Raw genomic sequence first — 23,777 nt, 5'->3', positions numbered from 1 at the left:
GTTCTCCCAGTTTACCAGGATCTAGGCCCCGTACTTGAGAAGTTTTCCCGCATGGGCAAGGAGGAGGGGCATGAGCTCCATCCCTCTCAGGTGGCCCAGGCTTCCCTTGGCGGCCTCGCTTTCCGTGAAGCGCTGGGCGGCATCCCTTCGCAGGTAAGGGGCCTTGAGGAGGAGGGGCACAGGGTGCCAGGAATGGGCCCTCAGGAGGGCGGGGGTGGAGTGATCCCCGGTGATGGCCAGAACGTCCGGCTTTAGGGCAAGGATGTCCGGAAGAAGGGCGTCGAAGCGCTCGATCTCCGCCACCTTGCCCGGGAAATCCCCATCTTCCCCCTTGGCGTCGGTCTTCTTGAAGTGGAGGTAAAAAAAGTCGTAGCTCTCCCAGTTTTCCCGAAGGGCCTTGAGCTTCCCCTCGTGGGCATCGCCTTCCCCTTCCACGGGCAGGACCTCCATGCCCACCAGGCTGGCCAGACCCTTGTACATGGGGTAGCTGGCGATGGCGGCCGCCCTGACCCCGTAGACCTCCGTCATGCTGGGAAAGGAAGGCCTTCTTGAGGCGCCCCGGAAAAGCGCCCCGTTGATCTTGGGCTCGTCCCTGAGCACCTCCCGGATGCGCGCCGAAAGGAGGTTCACCACCCGGGCGGTTTTCCTGGAGGCTTCGTCCAGGGCCTGGGCCTCGAGGGGAGGGAGGCCGGTCTTCTGGGGGTCGGTGTCCGTGAGGCCATCCCCCAGGCCCTCGCCCCGGAGGACCACCAGGAAGCGGTGTTCGCTTTCCGTGTAGAAGTAGACCGCCACGTCCTCAATGCGGGGGATGGCCTCCTGGAGTTTGGCCACCACCCGTTGGTTCTCCTCCGTGCTGGGGCGGCCCGCCCGGCGGTCCAGGACCTGTCCATCTGGGCCCAAGGTGGCGAAGTTCCCCCTTAAGGCCACGTCCCCATCCCGGAAGTCCACGCCGAGGCCCAGGGCGCTTAGGGCCCCCCGGCCCACCAGGTAGCGGAAGGGGTCGTAGCCGAAAAGGGCCAGGTGCCCGGGGCCGGAGCCCGGGGTAAGGCCGGGGTAGACCGGGGTGAGGAGGCCGAGGGCGCTTTCCCCCGCCAACCGGTCTAGGTTCGGGGTTCTGGCGGCCTCCAGCTCCGTGGGCCCCCCGGGCTCGAGGGGAAGCCCCCCCACCCCGTCCAGGACCACCAGGAGGATCTTGGTCTCGCTTTTTTGCTGAAGTTCCTTGAACACGGCGAAGAGGTCCATGCCGCCATTTTATGGGCAAAAGGCCCCCGGCTTGCCCGGGGGCCAGGGGCCTTTGGCAACTACTGGGTTGCCCGGTCCGCGTCCACCAGGCCGTGGCCGAAGAGCTGCCGGCTACCGATATCCTCGGCGGTGGCCTTCAAATGGGCCCGCACCTCACCCGGGGTCCAGTCCTTGTGGAGGGCCTTCACCAACCCCGCCACCGCGGCCACATGGGGGCTGGCCATGGAGGTGCCTCCGTACCAGGCGTAGGCAGGGAGGTTTTCGTTGACGATGATGGTGGAAAGGATCAGGTGGTAGCGCCAGCCAGGGGGGCGCTGGTCGGAAGGCCGGTAGCACCAGCTTTGGCCATTCTCGTCCAGACCGCAGTCACCCCCAGGGGCGGAAAGATCCACGGCGGCCCCGTAGTTGGAGTAGAAGGCCAGGATGTCCTGACCCGGCACGGCATTCAAGGTTTCGTTGGTGAGGAAAGGGTACTGCCAAAGGGGCGTGGCGGTGCCCGTGGCGGAAACCGAGATCACCGTGGGCAGGTCGGAGGGAATGTGAACGACGTAGCCATTGGCATTCTGGGCGCTGTTACCCGCCGAGGCCACGATCACGGTGCCCATGCGGTTGGCGTACTTCATCACCCGGTCCCAGGCCACCATGGCGGCCACGTCGTCCTTGTTGCGGGTGTCCAGGGTGCCGCCCAGGCTCATGTTGATGACGTCGTAGCCCTTTTTGGCGGCGTCGATGATGGCCGCAAAGATGGGGCCGTCAAAGGCGCCCACGTCGTCGTACTCCTCGTCGCCTTCGGTAAAGTGGATGCGGTCAAAGACCTTGTAGGCGGCGATCCTCAGCCCTGGGGCCACCCCCACCACCCGGCCACCTCCAAAGGCGGCGGCCACGGTGCCGGATACGTGGGTGCCGTGGGCTTCGTAGAGGACGCCAGGGGCAGGGGTACAGGGATTGTTGGGATCCAGGTTCGGGTCATCAAAATCAATCCACAAAGTGTACTTGGGGTAGCTGGGAGTGTTGTTGGGGCCTGCGGTTTCGTAGCAGTAGTTGGTGGCCTGGAAGTCCACGATCTGGCCTACCAGGTCGGGGTGGTTGTCCATGACCCCGGTGTCCAGCACGGCCACCGTGGCCCGGGCCTGGACCTCGAGGGGCACCCTCCCCCAAGCCTTCGGGGCGCCGATCCGCCGGATGTCCCACTGGTACTTGTAGAGGTTGTCGGCTGCCGTGGGTGCGCCATAGGTTTCCTCCTGAAAGAGGATGCGCTCCGTCTTGGGCAGGGAGTAGTACCGTTCGGGGCCCACCGCCAGCACCTGGGGGTTCCGGGCCAGGCGGCTTACGGCGGCCCGGTCCGCCACCACCGTGAGGGCACCAATGGGCTCCAGGGTCTTGAGCACCCGGGCCCCTGCGCCTTGGACCAAGGCCTGGGCGTTAGAGGGGAGGGTTTCCGACCGGAAGACCACCAGGTAGCGCCCCTGGGGCGAGGCGCTTTGCACGGAAAGGCTGGTGGTTCCGCTTGGGGCTTGCTGCTGGCAGGCGAATAGTCCTAGGGCCAAACTGGCTAAAAACGCGTACCCAATCCTACGCATACGCACCTCCTAATCGTGCCCCCACAGTCTATTCCTCCGGGCCGCCCTTGGCAAGTAAGATGGGCGGGTATGGCGAAGGAGAAGGGCCTAACCCCGCAAAGCCAGGATTTCAGCGAGTGGTACCTCGAGGTCATCCAGAAGGCAGAGCTTGCCGACTACGGACCGGTCCGGGGCACCATCGTGGTGCGCCCCTATGGCTATGCCCTTTGGGAAAACATCCAGGGGGTTTTGGACCGCATGTTCAAGGAAACCGGCCACCAAAACGCCTACTTCCCCCTCTTCATCCCCATGAGCTTCCTGAAAAAGGAAGCCGAGCACGTGGAGGGGTTTTCTCCCGAGCTGGCCGTGGTGACCCATGCCGGGGGTGAGGAGCTGGAGGAGCCTCTGGCGGTGCGCCCCACCTCGGAAACCGTGATCGGCTACATGTGGTCCAAGTGGATCAAAAGCTATAGGGACCTGCCCCAGCTTTTAAACCAGTGGGGCAACGTGGTGCGCTGGGAGCTTCGCACCCGGCCCTTCCTGCGCACCAGCGAGTTTTTGTGGCAGGAGGGGCACACCGCCCACGCCACCCGGGAGGAGGCGGAGGAGGAGGTGCGCAGGATGCTTTCCATCTACGCCAAGCTGGCCCGGGAGTACGGGGCTATCCCTGTGGTGGAGGGCATGAAGACGGAAAAGGAGAAGTTCGCCGGGGCCGTCTACACCACCACCATCGAGGCCCTGATGCGGGATGGCAAGGCCCTGCAGTCGGGTACCAGCCACTACCTGGGGGAGAACTTCGCCCGGGCCTTTGACATCAAATTCCAGGACAAGGACCTCCAGGTGAAGTACGTGCACACCACCAGCTGGGGGCTTTCCTGGCGCTTCATCGGGGCCATCATCATGACCCACGGGGACGACCAAGGGCTCATCCTGCCTCCCCGCCTGGCTCCCATCCAGGTGGTGATCGTGCCCATCTACCGGGAGGAAAGCCGGGAGAAGGTCCTGGAGGCGGCCTTTGATCTGAAACGGCGCCTTCTTGCGGCAGGGCTTCGCGTGCATTTGGATGACCGGGACCAGCACACCCCCGGGTACAAGTTCCACGAGTGGGAGCTTAAGGGGGTTCCCTTCCGCATCGAGCTTGGACCCAAGGACCTCGAGGCGGGCGAGGCCGTGCTGGCCAGCCGCCTGGGGGGGAAGGAGCGCCTGACTCTAGAAGCCCTCCCCACCGTGCTACCCGAGAAGCTGGATGCCTTCCACCAGGCCCTTTACCAACGGGCCCTGGATTTCCGGGAGGCCCACACCCGCAAGGTGGACACCTACGAGGAGTTCAAGGAGGCGGTGCAGGAGGGCTTCGCCCTGGCCTTCCACTGCGGGGATCGGGCCTGCGAGAAGGCCATCCAGGAGGAAACCACCGCCACCACCCGCTGCGTGCCCTTTGAGGCCGAACCCGAAGAAGGCTTTTGCGTCCGTTGCGGTAGGCCCTCCGCCTACGGCAAGCGGGTGGTCTTCGCCAAGGCGTACTAAGCTTCTCGGCGCCTTCTCCCCTCTCGCCAGTCCCGGACGGGCGGGGTGGGGGATTGCACCTTCTTGAAAGCTTCTGAACCCGGACAGACACATGTGAGACTGGACGAGTAAAAATGTGGGGACCACTCCAGAAGAGAGGGGGTCCCCACGGATGCAGCTTACCACGGTTGGCAAAGAGGTTTTGCGGGGAGCGCGGAAGGCCCGGGAACTCCAAGGTCAGCCCGAAGGGCTACCTTGCGGCCGGGGCCAGCGATCCCACGGTTCAGGACCGCTTACGGAAGCTCAAACAGGTGGAGGCGCTCAGGAAATACCGGGTGGGCTGGCCCGAGATCCAGGAGCTTTTGGGGATCAGCCGGGCCACCTATTACCGCTGGCGGAAACGCCTCAAGGAAGAGGGCCTTGCCGGTCTTAAGCCTCGGTCAAGACGTCCGCTTTGGGGCCCCTACCCCAAATGAACCGCAGCGCTTGCGGCGGAGGATTTACTGGTCTTCCGATCTGCTGATCCGGGTGGAAGCCCTAAGGAAGGAGAACCCCACCTGGGGCCGCTGGCCGATTTGGCTGACCCTAAGGAAGGAGGGCTTTGCGGTGAGCGAGCGCACCGTGGGGCGGATCCTGGCCTACCTGGAAGCACACGGCCGCGTGGAAAGCGTAGCCGCCTTTCTGGCCCAGGCCCGGCGGGGGAAGGGGGGGCGAAGACCCAGGAGGCCCTATGCGCAAAGGAAGCCCAAGGGATACGAGGTGGGTCACCCTGGCGACCTTATCCAGGTGGATACCCTCACCGTGACCCTGGGCCCTGGGGAGAGGATCCAGCACTTCTCGGCCGTCGACCTCTTCACCCGTTTCTCCCTTGCGGAAGTCCACACCCGAGCCACGGCCAACCTGGCGGCCAGCTTTCTTGCCCGCCTGATGGTGCGAGCGCCTTTTCCTATCCGTGCGGTGCAGGTGGATGGGGGCAGCGAGTTTATGTCCGATTTTGAGGAGGTCTGTGAACGTTTGGGCGTTAAGCTCTTCGTTCTTCCTCCGAGGAGCCCCAAGCTCAATGGTCACGTGGAGCGGATGCAGCGGACCTTTAGGGATGAGTTCTACACACGACCGTTGCCTTCACAGATCCCCGAGCTCCAAAGGGAGCTTGACGCCTACCTGGACCACTACAACCGCCGGCGACCCCACCGGGCCTTGGGGGGCCTGGCCCCTTTAGAGTACCTGGCTAGAATACGGGGGGAGGCGGTCCCCACAGAGTCTCAAATGTGTTGACCGACTACAGCTTCTTGACAGGAAGGGGGGGGGGCGTGGTAACCTCACCCTTGAGGGGGTTGAGCCATGCGCAAATTCCTCTTGGTGCTGATGGCCTTTGGGCTTTTGGCCTATGCCCCGTTGGGCGCTAGGGCGCAGGGGCACATCCTGGCCCTGGGAGTACGGGGTGAAGTTCAAACAGTTGAGTGGGCTACTTCCTTGCTTGAATCTCCTTCGCTTCTTTCGGATGAGGAGCTAGCTCTTTACGAGGGAGAGGGAGTTATCGCGGGGGTTATTGGTGGTCTTTCAGGGGCGATTAGTGCTGCTTTAGCGTATACGGTAGATGCAGCCATAGGTTGCAATACCGGGCGTTGCCATGCGAATGCTCGTGACTTTGCGGCGAACGTTGGTAAAGGTTTTGTTTATGGATTTGTGTTTGGACTCTTAACTTCGCCTTGGTGAGGTATGGCGATGATGTGGAAACTTAGGCCTTGGCAATCCTTTCTTTTTGTGGCTTTAGCTTTCTTTGGACTTATTAACCTGTTTACGTTGGTGCTCGACAAAAGAGTAGAGGCTAGAGAAGCTCCTGGGCTACTGTTGCAGGCCTTTTTCTTCAGTTTCCTGTATCATGCCACACTCTCTTGGGTGAAAAAGGTTGGCGAATGGCGTGCTTTGGGCGTTCTTTCCTTGGTCGCCTTAATTGTTGTGGGTTTATCATTTCTTGTTGTTCTTTTCTACTCCCGCGGATACTGAGTCTTAGCCTTTGATGATTTTCTTGTCAGATCGAACACCAGGCTGGTTCTACTCAGGATGGCTAGGGTGGAGCTAAGAGGTAACACAGGAAGGCGTAAGTCAAAAGATGGCTTGTGTCCCCGCGGCTCCTATATTGCATCTCATCCTCCCACTTCTCTTCTGGGTGTTTTTTGCCGAAGCAAGTGCCCTGTCTTCTTATCGCACCCTTCGCTACACCCACGTCGTCGGCCAGACGGACTGGTACACCTGCGGCGCGGCGGCGGTGGCCACGCTGCTCACCCACTACTATGACGACCCGGCCACGGAAGGCGAGGTCCTAAAGGTGGCCGTGCGTGAGACGGAGGCCTCGGGGAAGGACCCGCGGGAGGGGCTTACCGCCCTTTCCCTGAAGCGGTACCTGGAGGGGCGGGGGTACGAGGTGAGGGCCTACAGGGTGAACCTGGAGCAGCTCGCTGACTACTTCCGCTGGGGCGGGCTTCCGGTCATCGGTCACGTCACCAAGCCCCAGCTCCACTTCCTGGTGATCGCGGGTCTCGTGGACCCGCCCGGGGGCGGCCCTGCCCAGGTGCTCCTCGCCGACTCCTCGTGGGGCCGGCGCATCGTACCCATAGAGGCCCTAGTGACGGAGAAGGGCTTCTCCGGGGTCATCCTGCTGGCCCTTCCCCGGTCGGCGGCCCAGATGGGGCGGGTAAGGGCCAACCAGGAGGCGGAGCTCTCCTGGGCGCTTTCCCGGCTTCGCCGGCTGGAGGCCCTCGGGGGGAGGTGGCCTTGAGGCTTCTGCCCCTCTTCCTGGCCTTCGCCGCCTGGGCCCTGGCCCAGGTGGACCCCTTGCGCCCGGCGGAGGAGCCCCCCCTGGGCTACCGCCTCACCCTCTCCTACGCCCCCTCTGCCCTCCAAGGGGTGGGGGCGGACGAACGGGGTCCCTACGCTTTCCTGCGGGTGGGGCACGGATTGAGCCTGTCCTTGGGTCTCAGCTACCGGGTGGCTCCAGACCTCTTCCTGGAGGGCAGGCTGGGGGGCGGCTACACCCTCTTTGGGGAGAGGCGGGACTACGGGGAGGCAGGGGAAGTCCTCTGGCGAGGGGAGGGCAGGCCTTCCCTTGGGGTGGGGCTGGCCTACCGGTTTCCCGACCTCTGGGGCCGCCCCCGGGTGCGCCTGGGGCTGGGGTACCCCTGGGCCCTGGAAGGGGAGGCCAGTGGGAGCCTCCTCAGGGATCCGGTGGTGGCCACCTGGGCCCTGGGGGTCTCCTACCCCCGGGGCGGTGTGCCTCTCCTGGGGCTGGGCTTGGGCTTATCCCTGGTGGCCAACGAGGTGTGGAGCCTAGGGCTTGGGACCTCCCTCTCCCTGCCTCTGGGGCTGGAGCCCCCCGGGGGAGCCCTCCTCCTGCGGGCGGGGTACGCCCTGGACCCCGAAGGGAAGGGAGAGGTGGGGGTGTGGGTAAGGTACGGCGACGGGGGCTTTGCCCTAGGCCTGGAACTCACGGGCCCCCTCTAGCCTCAGCGGAATAGGGCTTCCTCCAGGGGGAGGCTCACCTGGGCTTCCAGGGTTTCTCCCCGGGAGAAGAGGACCCACCGGTCCCCCGTCCGGAGGTAGCCCTCCGACCTCACGGGATAGCCCGCGCTCCCCTCCTTCCGAAGGTCCCGGTAGAGGGTCAGGGTCTCCATCCCGAGCACGGGGGAGAAGTGCCCCTCCCCCACCACCTTCCCTTCCTGTACGTAGACCTCTCCCTCGTAGGGTTTAGCCTCCAGCACTCCCTTGGGGAGACAGGCGTGGGACCGGCGCGCCACCCGGTAGGCCTCCGCCTCGCTGCCATCGGGGAGGGTCACTTTCCCCAGGGAAGCCACCTCGTCATAACCGAAGGCGGCCCCGGTGAAGCCTGTCTGCCAGGCGAAGATGAGCTCCAGGAAGAGGCGGTCGTCCAGGGGGGTTTCCCTGCCGTCCGGGAGGCGGAGGAACTGGCGCTCCCGGGTGTAGACCAGGGTGGCGGGCGCCTTCTCGCCCTCGGGGGCGATCTCCAGGCGAAGGCGGCAACCGCCGAGGTCAAGGTAGGTCCGGATCCGCAAGACCTGCGTTTCCTGGCCCTCGGGGGTGAAGTAGACTACCCGGTCCAGGCCCTGGTAGGTCTTGCCCCTCCAGTCGCCGAAGGCGGCCTTGAGGGCGGATTCCACCGCTTCCTTGGGGGACTGGGTGAGGGCCAACGGGCTGAACAAGGCCAGAATCAGGGCAAGGGATCGTTTCATGGTATGAGCTTAACATTCCTTCGTGTGCTACCTCATAGCTCCACCCCGGCCATCTTCAGGAGCACCCGGCTACGGATGAGGTTGTGAACGAGCAGGATGAGGTTCACCCGGGCCACCAGACCCCAGTAGGACCGCGCTTCTATCCGATGAAGCCCCAAAGACCGGACCATCACGCTGAAGCGGGTCTCTATCCAGTTCCTGACCCTCCCCATCCACTCTCTCCACCCCGTCTCCACCACCTTCCCTCCCCTGACCCGATAGGGCGGGGTCTTGACCCCCTGGACCCAGCGGAAGCCCCGGTCCCCCAAGACCGCGGGCAGACCGTCCAGCAGGTCCCTCCCCCAGGTCTCCCGGGCGTTGCCGGGGAGAATGGCCCAACGAAAAAAGAGGCCCCGCTCGTTCATCACCGGCATGAGAACGTAGCCCGCGAAAGCCCCCAGGGGTCCCACCCCCACGGCGGCCTCAGGAAGAGAGAGGCCGTGAATCCGGTGGCCGTGAGCCAGGGGGATGGGTTTAAGGTCCACCACCTGCAGGAGGCCTTTTCCCCCGGAGAGCCTCATGGCCAGGTGAGCCAACAGCCCCTGGGCCTTCTGAAGGACCCGGTAGAAGCGAGAGCTGCTTCCCCGAAGGGGAACATCTTGGGGTGGGGGAGGGAGGGGAAGTAGGCCTTGAGGGTGGTCTTGGCGGCCAGGTAGCCTTTGGCGAGGTCCTGGCCCTGGAGGAGCAAAAAGATGGCGAGGGTCAGGAGCTCGGCCAGGGTGGCTTTCTGGTGCTTTTGCTTTGGGGGGAGCTTGAAGCCTTGGGCCTGCAGGGCCTTCAGTTCGTCATCTACCCAGATGTAGGTAGCCACCAGAAGGGTCTCTGCGTCAAGATAGTAGGTCAGCCAAAGGCTACGTTCTGGGGGTGCTCACGATCTTGCCGCATGGCACCCCCTCTTTTTTCACACCCCGAGGGTCTAGGTCAAGTAGCACACGAAGGCATTAAGTGGGGTACCATGGGGGCACGATGCGCGTCTTGGGGCGGAGGGTTTACTGGCGCTGGTTCGGGGAGGTTTTCCTCGAGGGGGGCCTGAGGCTTCGCATGACCGGGGATGCGGCCAAATGGCTTCGCCCCGCGGACCGGGTCAGGCTGGCCACGGAATACCGCAAACCCCTTCTGGACTTTGACGAGTACGCCCTCGAGGGGGCTTTCCCCTTGTGGCCTTTATTTTCCAGGGCGCTGGACCACGTGAGGGAAAGCCCCTTAGGGGGCGAGGTGTACCGCTACCGCCTCCGTGCGCGGGAGGCCATGTATGAGGCCGATTTCGAGGCCATTGCCGAGCTGGAGCAGTACCACTATGCCTCGGAGAAGGAGGTGGTGGCCCTATGGGTCTGCCCCCGCTGTGGCGAGACCCTCTTCGCCAACACCAAACCCCTTTGCGAATGCGGGGGGGAGGCCCGGCTAAAGGAGATCAGGGGTTCTACCCCGGCCAGCCGCTTTCTCATCCTGGAGCTGGTGGAGCGCTTACCCTTTGAGCCCAGGATCCTGGGCTATGTGCGTTTGGACCCCCCCATTCCCCGGATGCACCGCAGGATTCCCGGGAGCGTGGAGCGGAACATCCGGGAGCGCATCTTTCCCAAAGACTGGTTCCACCCGACCTTTGAGGGCGGGAAGGACTGGGAAAGCGCTTTGGACCGGGTGCACACCGCCGCCAGCCGCATCGCCCGGGTGGTGGTGCACCCCGACTACCGCTCGGAGGGCCTGGGGGCTCTTTTGGTGGAGCTGGCTTTGGCGTGGGTGAAGGAGCGGGCTGTGCCCGAGGGAAGGCGGGAGAAACACCTGGTGTACACCGTGGCCCAGATGGCCCGCTACCACCCCTTTTTTGAGAAGGTGGGCTTCCGCTACCTCTTCGACACCGCCTCGGGAAGGCCCGTGCTGGCCTATCCCCTTACGGAGGAGGCGGAGCACTACCTGGATCGGTTTTTGAAGGAAGACCCTTACGCCAGGGCTCATGGGGGAAGGCTTTTCGTTTCCCGTTTCGGGAGGGTGCGGGGGCTTTCGGGGTCCATCCGGCTGGTGGGGGTTCGTAAAGGCTACCGGAGCCACCTGGACCTTTCCGACCTTTCCCCAGAGGTGCAGGAAACCCTTGCGGCCTTCGGGGTCAAGGCCCGGGTGTTGGAGCGGGCGATTCTTAGGGAGGCGGACCTCGAGGTTCCCCCGGGCAGCGTGGTGGCCCTGGTTGGGGCCAGCGGGGCGGGGAAGACCACCCTCCTTCGCCTCCTCCTGGGGGAGCCCCCGGATGGGGGAGAGGTGGAGGTACCCGAGGGCAGGCGGGTGGCCTATATTCCCGGGGAGCGGGAGGTGGACCTGGGCCAGGAGCCCATCTTGGAGCGGCTTTACCGCCAGCTTCAGGATGTGGGGGCGGCCATTGAGGTGTTAAACCGGGTGGGGCTTTCCGACGCCGTGCTCTACCGGGCCAGGCCGAAGGAGCTTTCCACGGGCCAGCGGGAGCGCTACCGCTTGGCCCTCCTCCTGGCCCAGCGCCCTGACCTCCTCCTGATCGACGAGTTTGCCGCTCACCTGGACGTGCCCACCGCCAGGCGGGTGGCCCTGGGTCTTGGGAAGCTGGTGCGCCAGGCGGGGATCACCCTGGTGGTGGCCACCCACCGCCAGGAGGTGATCGCTTCCTTGGATCCCGACCTCCTGGTCTTCGTGGGGTACGGGGGGCTTATGGCCATACCTCGGAAAGATCCACGAACATGACCCTACCGGGCTTTTTGGGTACGAAGAGGGGTTTTTCGTAGCGGAAGGCGTTGTGCAAAACCCAGGCGTAAAGGGGCTGTTCCCCGGCATAGGCCCTGAGAAAGGCCTCCTCCGCCAGGTGCTTTTCCGGGTGGGCCAGAAGCTCCTCCACGGTGAAGGGGCCCTGCACGTCCAGCAGGTCCGCCTGGCCGATGAGATACCCTCCGGTGATGATCCCCAAGGGACCCCGGTGTCGGGTCTGGCGTTTGCGGATCTCCCAGGTCTTCCTTCCGTCCACGATGAAGCTGGCGTAGGGCTCCCGCACGATGAGGCCCAGCTTGGGCTTTTCCACGCCCTCATTGTAGAGTAGACCCCGTGGGTTGCCCTAAGGAAGGGCAAAAGGAGAAGAAAGCGCGGGCCTTGGCCATCCTGAAGGCCCTTAAGGCGGCGTATCCGGGGGCTAAAACGGAGCTAAAGCACAATAATCCCTACCAGCTTTTGGTGGCCACGGTGCTTTCCGCCCAGGCCACGGACAAAAGCGTAAACGAGGCCACCCCGGCCCTCTTTGCCCGTTTCCCCGACCCCCAGGCCCTGGCCAAGGCGACTCCCGAGGAGGTGGAGCCCTATATCCGGCGCATCGGCCTTTACCGCACCAAGGCCAAAAACCTGGTGGCCCTGGCCCGGAGGCTGGTGGAGGAGCATGGGGGGAAGGTACCACGGGATAAAAAAGCCCTGATGAAGTTGCCCGGGGTGGGTTGGAAGACGGCCACCGTGGTCCTGGGAGCGGCCTTCGGCGTGCCGGGCATCGCCGTGGACACCCATGTGGCCCGCCTGGCGAAGCGGCTTTGCCTTTCCCTGGCCAAGGCTCCCGAAAGGATCGGGGCCGACCTGGAGGCCCTTTTCCCCAAGGAGGAGTGGGTGTTCGTCCACCACGCCCTGGTCCTTCACGGGCGGTACGTGTGCCTGGCCCGTAGGCCCCGGTGCGGGGCCTGTTCCCTGGCGCCTTACTGCCCAAGCCGGCAGGGGTAGGGGCCCTGGATCCGGGCTTGTTTCCTTGGAGAAGAGTTTCGTGAAGTATATACTCGGTTCACCAGCTTATCGCTTCCTCGCGGCCAGCTTCCTCTGGTCCTTCGGGGCTAACCTCATCTACTTTTTCCTGAACTTTCACCTCGAGGGCCTGGGCTATGGTCGCCAGGCCATAGGGCTTGCCCAGGCCCTGCTTCTTCTGGTGGGCGTGGTTTCTGCCCTCCCTCTGGCCTACCTCATCCCCCGCCTGGGTTACCGGAAGAGCTTTCTTCTGGCTTTGGCCCTGGCGGTGGGAAGCGGGCTTCTTTTGGGGTTTGGTCTGCTGGTGTTCCCCTCGTTGGCGGGGTACGGGCTGGCGGGAGCCTTGGTGCAGGGGGCGGGGGCACCTCTCATGGCCCGGTTGATCCCTGCCGAGAGGCGGGTTTCCCTTTTCAGCCTGCAGGCGGCCTTGACCACTGCCTCGGGCTTTTTCTCCACCCTTTTGGCCGGTGCCCTTTCCGAATGGGTGGGGGCCAGGTGGGTGATCCTCTTCGCCCTTCCCTTTTTCCTCCTGACGCTTCCCTTTCTGGTTGGCCTTCCCGAAGGGCAGGGAACACCCCCCAGGCTGAGGGGGCGGTTTGGGATTTGGCTGCGCCTCTTTTTGCCCCAGGCGGTGATCGGGTTTGGGGCCGGGCTGGTCATCCCCTTCTTGAACCTGTACCTTCGGGAAAAGTTTGGCCTCAGCTACGGAACCATGGGGCTGGTCTTCGCCCTTTCCGCCTTGGCTACTGGGGTAGCTATGTTGCTCCAGCCCCTTCTGGTGCGCCGGCTTGGGAAACTGGGGGCCATCGTGTTCGTGCAGGCCTTGTCCCTGCCCTTTATGGCCATCCTGGCCTGGGTGCCTTGGCTACCCCTGGTTACCGTGGCCCTCCTCATCCGGGGAGCCCTTATGAACGCTGCCGGGCCTGTGTACGCCGCCTTGGTGATGGACTACCTGGAGGAAGACGAGCGCCCGGGCTTCTTCCTGATGGAGTCCGCCCTCTGGAGCCTTCTCTTTGCCTTGGGGAGTGCCTTGTCCGGTGTGGTGCAGGAGGCCTGGGGCCTTGGCGCCTTCAACTACCTCTTTGCCCTTACCCTGGGCCTTTACGCCGTGGGGATCGCCCTTTGGCCCTGGACCTTTGGCCGCTTGCGGGCCGTTTACCGGGAATCTTCTTCCTGAGGCCTTGGCCTTTGCCCTAGACTGGGCCTATGCGCACGGGCATCAGCGTGGAGGAAGCGTTGGAGCTGGTCCTGGCGGAGGCCAAAGGGGAGCTTCCCGTGGAGGAGGTACCCCTGAAGGAAGCCTATGGCCGCGTCCTGGCGGAGGACCTGGTTTCCTTGGTGGACCACCCCGACCAGGACGACACCGCCATAGATGGCTACGCCTGCCGAGAGGAGGACACCCTGGGGGCGAGCCGGGAGAACCCGGTGCGCCTCAGGGTCATCGGGGAGTCGCCGGCGGGAAGGCCCTTTGCCGGACGGGTGGGGAAGGGGGAGGCGGTGGCCGTTTACACCGGAGCTCCCATTCCGGAGGGCGCGGATGCCGTTATCCGGGTGGAGGACACCCGGCGGGAAGGGGATTACGTGCTCCTCTTCGCCCCGGCGAGCCCCAAGGACATTCGGCCCCAGGGGGATGACCTCAGGAAGGGAGAAGTGTACCTGCGTCGGGGGGACCTCCTCACCCCGGGAAGGCTGGGCCTGGCGGCGGCCATGGGCTATCCGCGCCTTAAGGTCTTCCGGCGCCCCCGCGTGGGCATCCTTTCCACGGGGGATGAGGTGGTGGAGCCAGGGGAGCCCCTGCCCTTTGGGGGGGTTTATAACTCCAACGCCTACAGCCTTCTGGGATTGGTGCAGGAGGCGGGGGGTGAGCCCGTCCTTTTGGGCAAGGTGGAGGACAGGCCGGAAACCGTGTTGGAGAAGCTGGAGGCGGCAGGGCCCCTGGACCTCCTCCTTACCTCCGGGGGGGTATCCATGGGGGAGTACGATGTGGTGCGTAAGGTTTTGGAGACAGCGGGGGAAGTGGTCTTCTGGAAGGTGAAGCAGCAGCCTGGGGGGCCCCTGCTCCTGGCCCGTTTGGGTGGGCTTCCCATCCTTGGGCTTCCGGGAAACCCGGTTTCCAGCATGGTTACCTTCTTCCTCTACGGCAGACCCTTCCTCTTCCGGCTCCAGCGCCGCACCGACCCCCCTTACCGCTCCCTCGAGGCCAGGGTCCTTACCCCCTTTAAGGGCGCCCAGGGCAAAAAGGTCTTCCGCCGCGGGGTGCTCTCCTTTGAAGGGGAGCTTGTGGTGCGCACCACCGGGAGCCAGTCCAGCGGGGTCTTGCGCTCCATGGCCCTGGGCAACGCCCTGGTGGTCCTCCCCCCCGACCGGGATGCCAGGGAAGGGGAAAGGGTGGAGGTCATTCCCTTGACATTCGTGCTCTAGTTCACTAAACTTGAAAGGTTTACGGGCTTTGCCCCTCCTTTTCGGGCGCGGGTGGGGCCCGGGAAGCGAGAGAGAATGGAGTTCAAAGACTTTCCCCTGAAGGACGAGATTAAGGAAGCCCTTTTGCGCCGGGGTATCACCGCCCCCACCCCCATCCAGGCGGCGGCCTTGCCCCTGGCCCTCGAGGGCAAGGACCTCATCGGCCAGGCCCGCACGGGCACCGGCAAGACCCTGGCCTTTGCCCTGCCCATTGCCCAGGCCCTGGAGGCCTCCAAGGAGCGGGGCCGCCTCCCCAGGGCCTTGGTGCTGACCCCCACCCGGGAGCTGGCCCTCCAGGTTTCCGGGGAGTTGCAGGCGGTGGCCCCCCACCTCAAGGTGGTCACGGTGTACGGGGGCACGGGCTACGGCAAGCAGAAGGAGGAGCTGGCCCGGGGCGCCGATGTGGTGGTGGCCACCCCGGGGCGGGCCCTGGACTACTTGCGGCAAGGGGCCTTGGACCTCTCCCAGGTGCGGATCGCCGTCTTGGACGAGGCCGACGAGATGCTCTCCATGGGCTTTGAGGAGGAGGTGGAGGCCATCCTCTCCGCCACCCCCAAGGAGCGCCAGACCCTTCTCTTCTCCGCCACCCTGCCCTCTTGGGCCAAGAAGCTGGCGGAGCGGTACATGAAAAGCCCGGTGGTCATCAACGTGGTGCGGGAGGAGGGCATCACCTACCAGGAGGAGGCCATTCCCGCCCCTGGGGACCGCCTTTCCCTCCTGTCCGATATCCTTTTTGTCAAGGCCCCCAAGCGGGCCATCGTCTTCACCCGTACCAAGGCGGAAACCGAGGAGGTGGCCACGGGGCTTCTTCGCCTCGGGCATCCGGCGCGGGCCATCCACGGGGATCTTTCCCAGACGGACCGGGAAAGGGTCATGAGGGCCTTTCGGGAAGGGGAAGTAAGGGTTCTGGTGGCCACGGATGTGGCCGCCCGGGGCCTGGATATCCCCGAGGTGGATCTGGTGGTGCACTACCGCTTCCCCGACAAGCCGGAAACCTACCAGCACCGTTCGGGGCGCACGGGCAGGGCCGGGCGGGGGGGTGAGGTGGTGATCCTCTACGGCCCCCGGGAAAGGCGGGAGCTTTCCGAGCTGGAAAGGGCCGTGGGTCGCACCTTCAAGCGGGTGAATCCCCCCACGCCCGAGGAAGTCCTCGAGGCCAAGTGGCACCATCTCCTGGCCCGTCTGGCCCGGGTACCCGAGAGGGACTACAAGCTGTACCAGGATTTCGCCAGCCGTCTGTTCGCCGAGGGGCGGGTGGAGGTGGTGGCGGCCCTCATGGCCCTTCTCCTGGGCGGGGCACCCAAGGAGAAAAGCCTTCTTACCGGCGAGGAGGGCTGGCTTACCTTCAAGGCCACGGGACCCAGGCTCACCCTGCCCCGGTTGGTGGCCCTCTTGAAGGAAGCGGGCCTCGAGGTGGGCAAGATCGCCCAGGGAGAGGAGGGCTTTTACGTGGACCTCCGCCCCCAGGACCTGCCGAGGCTTTCCGAGGTGCAGGGGGTGAAGCTGGAAAGGGCTAAGCGGGTGGAGGTTCTCCCGGAAGCCTATGCGGGCGCTGCCTCCCGGGGGGGATCGCCTCGAGGCCGCCGCACCAGCCGCTTCTAATACCACCCCACCCTGGCGAAGCCAGGGTGGGGGCCCCGGCAAAAATCAAGGGCCCGCCCCCAGGGGGGCGGGCTTTCTTGGTGCGCCCGGAGGGATTCGAACCCCCGGCCTAGGGCTTAGGAAGCCCCCGCTCTATCCTGCTGAGCTACGGGCGCCCACACCTAGAGGATTCTAGCAGCCCTGAGAGGCCAAGGCAAGCGGATGGTCCTCGGGTAAGGGAGCGATTTGGAAAACACCTTTGCTATCCGCTGCCGAGAGGTTCGGGGTAGTATACTGGAGGACATATGGAAGCCCGGGTCATCAGGGATCCCGAGGTGATGCTGGGCAAGCCCGTGGTGGCCGGTACCCGGATCACCGTGGAGGAGATCCTCCGCCGTTTGGCTGCTGGGGAAACACCCGAGGAGGTTCTAGCTGCCCACCCCCGCCTTACGCCAGAGGGTCTAAGGGCAGCGTTGCTCTATGCGGCCGAAACCCTCGGGGCAGAGGTGTACTACCCGGTCCCTGAGAAGGTGGCGTGAAGATTGTCGCTGACGAAGGGGTAGACGCCCCGATTGTGGCACGGCTACGGGCTGAGGGCCACGAGGTCCTGTACGTGGCTGAGCTGGCCCCTGGGTTGAGAGATCAGGAGGTGGTGGCCTTAGCCAAGGAGAGGGAAGCCCTCCTTCTCACCACTGACAAGGACTTTGGCGAGCTGGTGTTTCTTCAGGGCTTGGTTCCCGGGGGAGTGATGCTTCTTCGTCTTGAGGGGTTAAAGCCAGAGGAAAAGTGGGCTCGGGTGGTATGGGCTCTACAGGAACATGGTTCCCAACTGGCTCAAGCGTTTTCCGTACTTACCGGTAAAGGTTTGAGGATACGGAAGCTCCCCTAATGCCCCCTACCCCGAAGTCCGGGCCAGGGCCAAACGGCCCAGGACGCCGGTAAGCTCGATGGCCGCTTGCTTTTCCCTCTGCAGGGAAACCCCTCTTGGCACCCGCCAGCAGACTATGGGCACTCGGGGTTTCCCCTGAAAGCTGGCCCGGAGCCTCAGCAAGGAGGAAGGGGGGCGGAAGAGGGTATAGTCTTTCACCGGGGGAAACGGGGTTCTACATAAGCCTCGGCTTATAGTAGGGCTCCCTGGCTCCGCTTGTGCCCTCCTTCACGGGGGCGTACCCTGGAGGCAACATGACCGAGACCAAGGACCTCACCCGCCTTTCGGTGAACGCCATACGGTTTTTGGCCATAGATGCCGTGGAAAAGGCCAAAAGCGGCCACCCCGGCATGCCCATGGCCATGGCTCCCCTGGCCTATCTTCTGTATCGCGAGGTCATGCGCCACAATCCCCTGGACCCGAACTGGCCGGATCGCGACCGCTTTGTCCTTTCCGCAGGGCATGGGTCCATGCTTCTTTACGCCATCCTCCACCTCACGGGCTATAACCTTCCCCTCGAGGAGCTCAAGCGCTTTCGCCAGTGGGGCTCCAAGACCCCGGGCCACCCCGAGTACGGCCACACCCCAGGGGTGGAGGTGACCACCGGCCCCCTGGGCCAGGGTATATCCACCGCCGTGGGCATGGCCCTGGCGGAGAAGAAGTTGGCTGCGGAGTTCAACCGCCCGGGCTACGAGGTGGTGAACCACTACACCTACGTGCTGGCCTCGGATGGGGACCTGATGGAGGGGGTTTCCGGGGAGGCCAGCTCCTTGGCAGGCCACTGGAGGCTTTCCAAGCTCATCGTGTTTTGGGATAACAACCACATCTCCATTGACGGCTCCACCGACCTGGCCTTCACCGAGGATGTCCTGGCGCGCTACCGGGCCTATGGATGGCACACCCTCAGGGTGGAGGATGCCAACGACCTCGAGGCCCTCCGCCACGCCATCCGCCTGGCCCAGTTAGACGAAAGGCCCTCCCTCATCGCTGTACGGAGCCACATCGGCTACGGATCCCCCAAGCAGGACTCCCACAAAGCTCACGGGGAGCCCTTGGGTCCGGAGGCGGTGGAGGCCACCCGCAAAAACCTGGGCTGGCCCTATCCTCCCTTTGAGGTGCCCGAGGAGGTTTACCGGCACATGGACATGCGGGAGAAGGGAAGGGCGTGGCAGGAAGCCTGGGAAGAGCTCATGGAGGCCTATGCCCGGGCCTATCCCGATCTCCACCAGGAGCTTTTGCGCCGCTTAAAGGGCGGCCTCCCTTCCCTTCCCGAGGAACCCCCAGCCTTTGACAAGCCCGTGGCCACCCGGGCAGCCAGCGGTAAGGCCCTGGATGCCATCGCCCCCAGGATGCCCGAGCTTCTTGGTGGGAGCGCCGACCTCACCCCCTCCAACAACACCCAAGCCCAGGGTATGGCGGATTTCTCCCCGCAGAACCCCACAGGGCGGTACCTTCACTTCGGGGTGCGGGAGCATGCCATGGGGGCCATCCTGAATGGCCTGAACTTGCACGGGGGCTACCGGGCCTACGGAGGCACCTTCTTGGTTTTCTCCGACTACATGCGCCCGGCTATCCGCTTGGCGGCCCTCATGGGTACCCCCACGGTCTTCGTCTTCACCCACGACACCATCGCCCTGGGGGAGGATGGCCCCACCCACCAGCCCGTGGAGCACCTTATGAGCCTTAGGGCTATGCCCAACCTCTGGGTCATCCGTCCTGCCGACGCCTACGAAACTTTCTATGCCTGGCAGGTGGCCCTAAGGCGCAAGGAAGGTCCTACGGCTCTCATCCTCACCCGCCAAGTGGTGCCCCTCCTTTCCCCGGAAAAGGCCAAAGGAGCCTTAAAAGGAGGCTACATCCTGGAGGATGCGGAAGACCCTGAGGGGATTTTGGTGGCTACGGGCAGTGAGGTGCACTTGGCCTTGAAGGCCAGGGCTCTCCTGGCGGAAAAAGGCCGCCGGGTGCGGGTGGTGAGCCTGCCTTCCTTTGAACTCTTTGAGGCCCAGCCTGAGGAGTACCGGCGGAAAGTGCTTCCTCCAGGCCTCCCCACCGTGGCGGTGGAGGCAGGGGCTACCCTGGGCTGGGAGCGGTACGCCCACAAGGTGGTGGGTCTGGACCGCTTCGGGGCCAGTGCCCCTTACCCTGAGGTCTACGAGAAGCTGGGCTTCACCCCGGAGAGGGTGGCGGGAGCTTTGGAAGAACTCCTATGAGGTTTAGGGTGGATCCCTTGCCCTCTCCCGGCACCTACCGGGGCACGGCCATGGTGGTGGGTATAATCCGGGCCACCACCAACGGCACCCGGGCCGCCCATGCCGCCCTGGGAGCCAGGCCACATCCTTCTCGGTTCCTTGCAAAACGCCCGGGCGGTGGTGGAGAAGGCACGGGAGACGAGGAAGGAGGGCTAGATGGCCCTGGACGACTTCTATCCTGCCGGGGTTAGCGGGAAACGCCTTGAGGCCTCGGGGTTTTCCCCGCGAGGGGGGATGGCTCATCTGGCCCTTTTCCTGGCAGAGACTTCTTCGTTCCCTGCTCTTTCCAGCAGCGAGGCTGCGAAGGCCCTGGTGGGGGTGGGTTTGGGGGAGGATGTGGCCGAGTGCGCCCGGGTGGACGTCCATGGGGTTGTCCCGCGCTTCTTGGGGATGCGGGGTGAGGGCATGGCCTTTGGAGGTTAGGGGGAGGGATGCTCGCCACCTTGCGGGAGGTTCTGCCGGAGAAGGGCCGGGCGGTGGGGGCCTTTGACGTGGTGGGCCTGGAGTGGGCGGAGGCCATCCTGGAGGGAGCGGAAACCCTGGGCCTTCCCGTCATCCTCAGCGTGGCTCCCCATTTGGGGGGGCCGCCTTTAAGGGCCCTGGCACCTGGGCTTAGGGTTTTGGCGGAAGAGGCCAGGGTACCCGTGGCCCTGCACCTGGACCATGGGGAAAGCCTCGGGGAGGTGGTGGAAGCCTTAAAGCTCGGCTTTACCAGCGTGATGCTGGATGGAAGCCACCTGCCCCTCGAGGAGAACATCCACTTGACCCGCCTGGCGGTGGAGGTGGCCCGGGCCTACGGGGCTGCGGTGGAAGGGGAGGTGGGGGCGGTGCCGGGAGGCTACGGGGGGGAGGTTTCCCAGGAACCGGTGGCCTACACGGATCCCTTGGAGGCCAGGCGCTACCTGGAGGAGACCGGGGTGGATGCTTTGGCGGTAAGCATCGGCACCCGCCACGGCCTGCACAAGGGGCCGGTGCGCTTGAACCTGCCCCTTTTGGAGGAACTCGGCCAGCTTCCCGTGCCCCTGGTCCTCCACGGGGCCTCGGGCCTGAGCCCGGAGGAGTACCGGGCCTTGGTGGCGAGGGGGATTCGCAAGATCAACCTGTATGCGGACCTGGCCCTCGAGGCGGCCTCGGTTCTGAAGAAAGTGGAGGCGGAAGACTATGAGCTTGATGGCGGCCATGAAGGAAGGCCTCAAGGACTTGGCCATGGCCCGGATGCGCCTATGGTGGGGAAGCTGAAGGCCCTTCTTTGGGATTTGGACGGCACCCTGGCGGAAACCGAGGAACTCCACCGGGAGGCCTTCAACCGGGCCTTCGCCCACTTTGGCCTTCCCTTTTACTGGGACCAGGAAACCTACGCCCGCCTGCTTTGGACCACAGGGGGGAAGGAGCGCCTGAAGCGAGCCCTGGAGGAAACCCCCGGGGCGCCTGGGCTTTCCTGGGAGGAGATCGCCGAGGTCCACCGGTACAAGACGGACCTTTACCTGAGGCTTCTGCGGGAGGAAGGGGTTGCGTTGCGGCCAGGGGTTCGCCGGGTTCTTGCGGAAGCCCGGGAGGCGGGGGTGGCCCTCGCCCTTTGCACCACCACCAGCCCGGAAAACGCCGAGGCCTTTCTGGAAGGCACGGGTCTATTGGGCTGGTTTTCCCTGGTTTTGGCCGGGGATGTGGTGGCAAGGAAGAAGCCGGATCCCGGCATCTACCTCCTGGCCCAGGAGCACCTGGGCTTGGCCCCGGAGGAGGGGGTGGTGGTGGAGGATTCCCGCAGTGGCCTCCTGAGCGCCTTGGGGGCGGGTTTCCCCGTGCTCATCACCCCAAGCCTTTATACCCTGGACCAGGACTGCCAAGAAGCCCGCGCCCTTCTTCCCCACCTGGGGGAGCCCGGGAACCCTGCGCCTGTGCTCCAGGGGCCAAGGGCCGGGGAGAGGGTGGTGGTGGACCTTTCCTACCTGGAGGAGGTGAGAGGATGGTGGAGCACCTGATCGTGTTCAACGCCGAGGTGAGCCCCGAGGAGGTGCGGGAGATGGTCAAGAAGGCCGAGGAGGTTCTGCTTCAGATTCCCGGGGTCTGTGGTCTCCGCTACGGGGAGGCCCTTTCCGAAGGGGCCCGCTACCGCTACTGGCTCTCCGTCCTCTTTGAGGGGCCGGAGGTGGTTTCCTTCTACCGGGACCATCCCCTACACGTGGAGTTCGCCAACCGGGTGTTCCGCCCCATGGCCAAGGATCGGATCACCACCGACTACCTGGTGATGACGGAGGTGTTATGCGGCAGCTAGCCCACCGGGAGGCGGAGGCCAAGGCGCTGAAGCTTCTGGTGGATGGGCTGGGGGAGGGTTTGGTTCTCGAGGGGGAGGGAGGGTACTACGCCCTCTACTACTTCCACAGCTGGTACGGGCGCAAGGCCCCAGACCCGGACGAGACCCCGGACTGGGTGGAAGGACCCAAGGCTTCCCCTGAGGAGTTCCTGGATCCGTATGATCAGGCCCTTTGGCTAGAGGACAATGGCTATACCCTCTTCATCAACGAGTCCAAGTAGGAGGTGTGTGTGGACTACTCAGAAATGCCCTACCGGGAGGCCAGGAAGCAGGCGGTAAAGGTGCTGGAGGACGGGTATGGGGATGCGGTGGTCCTGAAGGATGCCCATGGGTACTGGGCTCTTTACTACTTCTACGGCTTCCAGGTTCCACCGCCGGAGGCCCCGCCCCACTGGATGGAAGGTCCTTTCCCAGGGGAGGAAGGGATCCGCTCCCCCTATGAGATGCAGAAGTTTTTGGAGGAGCAGGGGGATTTTACCTACCTCAACGATGTAGACTAAAACGGTGAGGCGGGACGCTTACCGGATTCTCCAGGTAACAGAAACCGCAATCTACCTTTTTGCCGGCTTTCTCATCGCTGGTGGGGCGGCGGTGCTGCTCCTTTCCACCTTGGTGGAGGGAGTGCGCCACCTCATGCAAGGGGACTATGGGGAGGTGGCCCTGGCCTTGCTGGACCGGATCCTTTTGGCCTTGATGTTGGCGGAGATCCTCTATACCCTTTTGCGTTTCGCCAAGGAAGGGACCCTCGAGGCCACTCCCTTTCTGGTCATCGGGCTCATCGCCGCCATCCGCCGCATCCTGGTGCTGACCGCAGAGGCGGTGGAGAAGTTTGACCTGGCGGATCCCGCCTTCATGGCGGTTTTGGCCGAGCTTGGGCTTCTTTCCCTTATGGTGGTGGCCCTGGCCCTAGCCATGCGCCTCACTAGGAGCGAAGCAGGGAGATGAGGGCCCGGGCTGCCGGATTGGCCACGTTCTTGGGGTGCACCAGCCAGAAGTAGCGGCGGATCTCCCCCACGGGCGCAGCCAGCCTTAAGGCCCGGAGGTTCCCCACCTTCAGGTTGGGCTGGACCACCACTCGGCTTACGATCCCAACCCCGGCCCCCGCCAGCACCAGGCGCTTGGTGACCTCGTTGTTGTCGGTGTAGAAGATGGGGTTAAGCTCCAAGCCCGCCTGCTCAAAAGCCCTTTCCAGGGCCCGCCAGGTCATGGAGCCGGGCTTGCGCACGATGAGGGTTTCCTCCTTTAACCACTCGGGGGGGATGGTTTCCCGCCCGGCCCAGGGGTGGTCGGGGGGCACGATGAGGACCAGCTCGTCCTCGTAAAAGAGGTGGCGCTCGTAGCCTTCCCAGTGCTCCACACCCTCCAGCACAGCGAACTCCACTTCCCCTATAAGCAGGCGTTCCGCCAGGCGCTCGGAGGAGCCGCTTTCCACGTATACCCTCACCCCGGGGTGGGTGTCGTGGAAGTTCTTCAGGAAAAGGGGAAGCACGTAGGTGGCCATGGTGGTGGCGGCTCCCAGGGTAACCTCCCCCAGCTCCAGCCGGCCCATGGCCTGGGAGACCCGCTGGAACTCCTCCAAAGCCTGCACCACCCGCCTTGCCTCGGGCAGGAGGGTTTCTCCTACCCGGGAAAGCACCAGATGCCGCCCCCGGCGTTCAAAGAGGGGATGGCCCACTTGCTCCTCCAAGGCCCTCAGGTACTGGCTCACCGCCGGCTGGGTAATGCCCAGGGCCAAGGCTGCCCGGCCTACTCCTCCTTCCTCCACCACCGTGACGAAGACCCGTAATGCGGCGGGGTTCGGTAGTTTAGCGTTTCTAGATATGAGCATGGGCTTATGGGGTCGTGTAAGGATTTATGTGTAAGGGTCCGTGTTTAATAGGGGGGCACACCTTAGCACGAGGAGGTGCCCCGTGGACCAGGATACCTTGC

General features: G+C 64.4%; 24 protein-coding genes, 1 tRNA gene and 2 pseudogenes. 20 read left to right on the top strand and 7 right to left on the bottom strand.

Features of this window, described 5'->3' with window-relative positions:
* Positions 1 to 21: 21 nt before the first annotated feature.
* Together G584_RS0103445 and G584_RS0103440 are read right to left on the bottom strand one after the other, a co-directional pair.
* Positions 22 to 1,242, bottom strand: a complete 1,221-nt coding sequence (locus tag G584_RS0103445) for a 2,3-bisphosphoglycerate-independent phosphoglycerate mutase (protein WP_028493357.1) — start codon at positions 1,240 to 1,242, stop codon at positions 22 to 24.
* 59 nt (positions 1,243 to 1,301) lie between these two features.
* Positions 1,302 to 2,822, bottom strand: coding sequence for a S8 family serine peptidase (locus G584_RS0103440; protein ID WP_028493356.1), 1,521 nt, complete (start codon positions 2,820 to 2,822; stop codon positions 1,302 to 1,304).
* A 69-nt stretch (positions 2,823 to 2,891) separates the two neighbouring features.
* Between G584_RS0103440 and proS the strand changes: the two genes are divergently transcribed.
* The 6 genes and pseudogenes from proS (at position 2,892) to G584_RS0103415 (ending at position 7,805) form a co-directional block, all read left to right on the top strand.
* Positions 2,892 to 4,325, top strand: a complete 1,434-nt coding sequence (proS, locus tag G584_RS0103435) for a proline--tRNA ligase (protein ID WP_028493355.1) — start codon at positions 2,892 to 2,894, stop codon at positions 4,323 to 4,325.
* Positions 4,326 to 4,476: 151 nt separating this feature from the next.
* A pseudogene (locus G584_RS11920) lies at positions 4,477 to 5,596 on the top strand (integrase core domain-containing protein); the annotation flags it as partial.
* Between the two features lie 49 nt (positions 5,597 to 5,645).
* Complete coding sequence (locus G584_RS12610; RefSeq protein WP_157626370.1) at positions 5,646 to 6,020, top strand: hypothetical protein; 375 nt, start codon at positions 5,646 to 5,648, stop codon at positions 6,018 to 6,020.
* Positions 6,021 to 6,023: 3 nt separating this feature from the next.
* Complete coding sequence (locus G584_RS0103425; RefSeq protein ID WP_028493354.1) at positions 6,024 to 6,311, top strand: hypothetical protein; 288 nt, start codon at positions 6,024 to 6,026, stop codon at positions 6,309 to 6,311.
* 163 nt (positions 6,312 to 6,474) lie between these two features.
* Positions 6,475 to 7,083 carry a C39 family peptidase gene (locus G584_RS0103420; protein WP_245563302.1) on the top strand — a complete coding sequence of 203 codons (609 nt, stop codon included), beginning with the start codon at positions 6,475 to 6,477 and terminating at the stop codon, positions 7,081 to 7,083.
* Complete coding sequence (locus G584_RS0103415) at positions 7,074 to 7,805, top strand: hypothetical protein (protein ID WP_019550327.1); 732 nt, start codon at positions 7,074 to 7,076, stop codon at positions 7,803 to 7,805. The genes G584_RS0103420 and G584_RS0103415 overlap by 10 nt, the downstream gene beginning before the upstream one ends.
* A gap of 2 nt (positions 7,806 to 7,807) precedes the next feature.
* Here the strand turns inward: G584_RS0103415 and G584_RS0103410 are convergent, their stop codons facing one another.
* Together G584_RS0103410 and G584_RS13125 are read right to left on the bottom strand one after the other, a co-directional pair.
* Positions 7,808 to 8,551, bottom strand: a complete 744-nt coding sequence (locus G584_RS0103410) for a hypothetical protein (protein ID WP_018111708.1) — start codon at positions 8,549 to 8,551, stop codon at positions 7,808 to 7,810.
* Positions 8,552 to 8,583: 32 nt separating this feature from the next.
* Positions 8,584 to 9,475, bottom strand: a pseudogene (locus G584_RS13125) (transposase family protein).
* An 81-nt stretch (positions 9,476 to 9,556) separates the two neighbouring features.
* Here G584_RS13125 and G584_RS0103400 point away from each other — a divergent pair.
* Complete coding sequence (locus tag G584_RS0103400; RefSeq protein ID WP_028493352.1) at positions 9,557 to 11,293, top strand: GNAT family N-acetyltransferase; 1,737 nt, start codon at positions 9,557 to 9,559, stop codon at positions 11,291 to 11,293.
* Here the strand turns inward: G584_RS0103400 and G584_RS0103395 are convergent.
* Positions 11,259 to 11,624, bottom strand: coding sequence for an ASCH domain-containing protein (locus G584_RS0103395; protein ID WP_028493351.1), 366 nt, complete (start codon positions 11,622 to 11,624; stop codon positions 11,259 to 11,261). The genes G584_RS0103400 and G584_RS0103395 overlap by 35 nt on opposite strands.
* A 23-nt stretch (positions 11,625 to 11,647) precedes the next feature.
* Here G584_RS0103395 and nth point away from each other — a divergent pair, with 23 nt between their 5' ends.
* The 4 genes from nth (at position 11,648) to G584_RS0103375 (ending at position 16,381) form a co-directional block, all read left to right on the top strand.
* The gene (nth, locus tag G584_RS0103390; RefSeq protein ID WP_028493350.1) at positions 11,648 to 12,301 is read left to right on the top strand and encodes an endonuclease III; all 654 of its coding nucleotides are present in this window, start codon (positions 11,648 to 11,650) and stop codon (positions 12,299 to 12,301) included.
* Between the two features lie 40 nt (positions 12,302 to 12,341).
* Positions 12,342 to 13,496 (top strand): MFS transporter, encoded by a 1,155-nt coding sequence (locus G584_RS0103385; protein WP_028493349.1) that lies wholly within the window; start codon positions 12,342 to 12,344, stop codon positions 13,494 to 13,496.
* A 29-nt stretch (positions 13,497 to 13,525) separates the two neighbouring features.
* Positions 13,526 to 14,740: a molybdopterin molybdotransferase MoeA gene (locus G584_RS0103380; protein WP_028493348.1), complete on the top strand. Its 1,215-nt coding sequence runs from the start codon at positions 13,526 to 13,528 to the stop codon at positions 14,738 to 14,740.
* A 75-nt stretch (positions 14,741 to 14,815) separates the two neighbouring features.
* Positions 14,816 to 16,381, top strand: coding sequence for a DEAD/DEAH box helicase (locus tag G584_RS0103375; RefSeq protein WP_028493347.1), 1,566 nt, complete (start codon positions 14,816 to 14,818; stop codon positions 16,379 to 16,381).
* A gap of 78 nt (positions 16,382 to 16,459) precedes the next feature.
* On the opposite strand, the gene G584_RS0103370 is transcribed toward G584_RS0103375, so the two are convergent.
* A tRNA-Arg gene (locus G584_RS0103370) sits at positions 16,460 to 16,536 on the bottom strand.
* Between the two features lie 129 nt (positions 16,537 to 16,665).
* Between G584_RS0103370 and G584_RS0103365 the strand changes: the two genes are divergently transcribed.
* From G584_RS0103365 to G584_RS0103310, 9 genes are all read left to right on the top strand, one after another.
* Entirely contained in the window at positions 16,666 to 16,899 is a 234-nt protein-coding gene (locus G584_RS0103365) for a DUF433 domain-containing protein (RefSeq protein WP_028493346.1), read from the top strand.
* Positions 16,896 to 17,249 carry a DUF5615 family PIN-like protein gene (locus G584_RS0103360; protein WP_028493345.1) on the top strand — a complete coding sequence of 118 codons (354 nt, stop codon included), beginning with the start codon at positions 16,896 to 16,898 and terminating at the stop codon, positions 17,247 to 17,249. Before G584_RS0103365 ends, G584_RS0103360 begins: the two co-directional genes overlap by 4 nt.
* A gap of 293 nt (positions 17,250 to 17,542) precedes the next feature.
* On the top strand, positions 17,543 to 19,498 hold the full coding sequence (gene tkt, locus G584_RS0103350; protein ID WP_028493343.1) for a transketolase: 1,956 nt from the start codon (positions 17,543 to 17,545) through the stop codon (positions 19,496 to 19,498).
* 195 nt (positions 19,499 to 19,693) lie between these two features.
* Positions 19,694 to 19,960 (top strand): 2-phosphosulfolactate phosphatase, encoded by a 267-nt coding sequence (locus G584_RS12900; RefSeq protein ID WP_028493342.1) that lies wholly within the window; start codon positions 19,694 to 19,696, stop codon positions 19,958 to 19,960.
* A gap of 8 nt (positions 19,961 to 19,968) precedes the next feature.
* Positions 19,969 to 21,516 (top strand): HAD-IA family hydrolase, encoded by a 1,548-nt coding sequence (locus G584_RS12895; protein WP_245563300.1) that lies wholly within the window; start codon positions 19,969 to 19,971, stop codon positions 21,514 to 21,516.
* Positions 21,501 to 21,809, top strand: a complete 309-nt coding sequence (locus tag G584_RS0103325; RefSeq protein WP_028493340.1) for a Dabb family protein — start codon at positions 21,501 to 21,503, stop codon at positions 21,807 to 21,809. The genes G584_RS12895 and G584_RS0103325 overlap by 16 nt, the downstream gene beginning before the upstream one ends.
* Entirely contained in the window at positions 21,797 to 22,069 is a 273-nt protein-coding gene (locus tag G584_RS0103320; RefSeq protein ID WP_028493339.1) for a hypothetical protein, read from the top strand. The genes G584_RS0103325 and G584_RS0103320 overlap by 13 nt, the downstream gene beginning before the upstream one ends.
* Before the next feature lie 9 nt (positions 22,070 to 22,078).
* Positions 22,079 to 22,348: a hypothetical protein gene (locus G584_RS0103315; RefSeq protein WP_028493338.1), complete on the top strand. Its 270-nt coding sequence runs from the start codon at positions 22,079 to 22,081 to the stop codon at positions 22,346 to 22,348.
* 4 nt (positions 22,349 to 22,352) lie between these two features.
* Positions 22,353 to 22,793: a phosphate-starvation-inducible PsiE family protein gene (locus tag G584_RS0103310; RefSeq protein WP_051209157.1), complete on the top strand. Its 441-nt coding sequence runs from the start codon at positions 22,353 to 22,355 to the stop codon at positions 22,791 to 22,793.
* Here the strand turns inward: G584_RS0103310 and G584_RS0103305 are convergent.
* The gene (locus G584_RS0103305) at positions 22,771 to 23,676 is read right to left on the bottom strand and encodes a LysR family transcriptional regulator (protein WP_028493336.1); all 906 of its coding nucleotides are present in this window, start codon (positions 23,674 to 23,676) and stop codon (positions 22,771 to 22,773) included. The genes G584_RS0103310 and G584_RS0103305 overlap by 23 nt on opposite strands.
* Between the last annotated feature and the right edge of the window lie 101 nt (positions 23,677 to 23,777).

It is taken from the genome of Thermus antranikianii DSM 12462 (assembly GCF_000423905.1).
Classification (GTDB): Bacteria; Deinococcota; Deinococci; order Deinococcales; family Thermaceae; genus Thermus; species Thermus antranikianii.
The sequence above is the reverse complement of the archived record's forward strand: the minus strand, read 5'-3'. Positions and strand labels throughout refer to the sequence as shown.

Bases quoted from the DNA above. Each gene is read 5' to 3' on its own strand.
- G584_RS0103320 (WP_028493339.1), top strand. From the start codon at position 21,797: ATGCGGCAGCTAGCCCACCGGGAGGCGGAGGCCAAGGCGCTGAAGCTT.
- G584_RS0103380 (WP_028493348.1), top strand. From the start codon at position 13,526: ATGCGCACGGGCATCAGCGTGGAGGAAGCGTTGGAGCTGGTCCTGGCG.
- G584_RS0103440 (WP_028493356.1), bottom strand. From the start codon at position 2,822: ATGCGTAGGATTGGGTACGCGTTTTTAGCCAGTTTGGCCCTAGGACTA.
- G584_RS0103365 (WP_028493346.1), top strand. From the start codon at position 16,666: ATGGAAGCCCGGGTCATCAGGGATCCCGAGGTGATGCTGGGCAAGCCC.
- G584_RS12610 (WP_157626370.1), top strand. From the start codon at position 5,646: ATGCGCAAATTCCTCTTGGTGCTGATGGCCTTTGGGCTTTTGGCCTAT.
- tkt (WP_028493343.1), top strand. From the start codon at position 17,543: ATGACCGAGACCAAGGACCTCACCCGCCTTTCGGTGAACGCCATACGG.
- G584_RS0103400 (WP_028493352.1), top strand. From the start codon at position 9,557: ATGCGCGTCTTGGGGCGGAGGGTTTACTGGCGCTGGTTCGGGGAGGTT.
- G584_RS0103410 (WP_018111708.1), bottom strand. From the start codon at position 8,551: ATGAAACGATCCCTTGCCCTGATTCTGGCCTTGTTCAGCCCGTTGGCC.
- G584_RS0103375 (WP_028493347.1), top strand. From the start codon at position 14,816: ATGGAGTTCAAAGACTTTCCCCTGAAGGACGAGATTAAGGAAGCCCTT.
- G584_RS0103305 (WP_028493336.1), bottom strand. From the start codon at position 23,676: ATGCTCATATCTAGAAACGCTAAACTACCGAACCCCGCCGCATTACGG.
- G584_RS0103325 (WP_028493340.1), top strand. From the start codon at position 21,501: ATGGTGGAGCACCTGATCGTGTTCAACGCCGAGGTGAGCCCCGAGGAG.
- proS (WP_028493355.1), top strand. From the start codon at position 2,892: ATGGCGAAGGAGAAGGGCCTAACCCCGCAAAGCCAGGATTTCAGCGAG.
- G584_RS12895 (WP_245563300.1), top strand. From the start codon at position 19,969: ATGCTCGCCACCTTGCGGGAGGTTCTGCCGGAGAAGGGCCGGGCGGTG.
- G584_RS0103445 (WP_028493357.1), bottom strand. From the start codon at position 1,242: ATGGACCTCTTCGCCGTGTTCAAGGAACTTCAGCAAAAAAGCGAGACC.
- G584_RS0103425 (WP_028493354.1), top strand. From the start codon at position 6,024: ATGGCGATGATGTGGAAACTTAGGCCTTGGCAATCCTTTCTTTTTGTG.
- G584_RS12900 (WP_028493342.1), top strand. From the start codon at position 19,694: ATGGCCCTGGACGACTTCTATCCTGCCGGGGTTAGCGGGAAACGCCTT.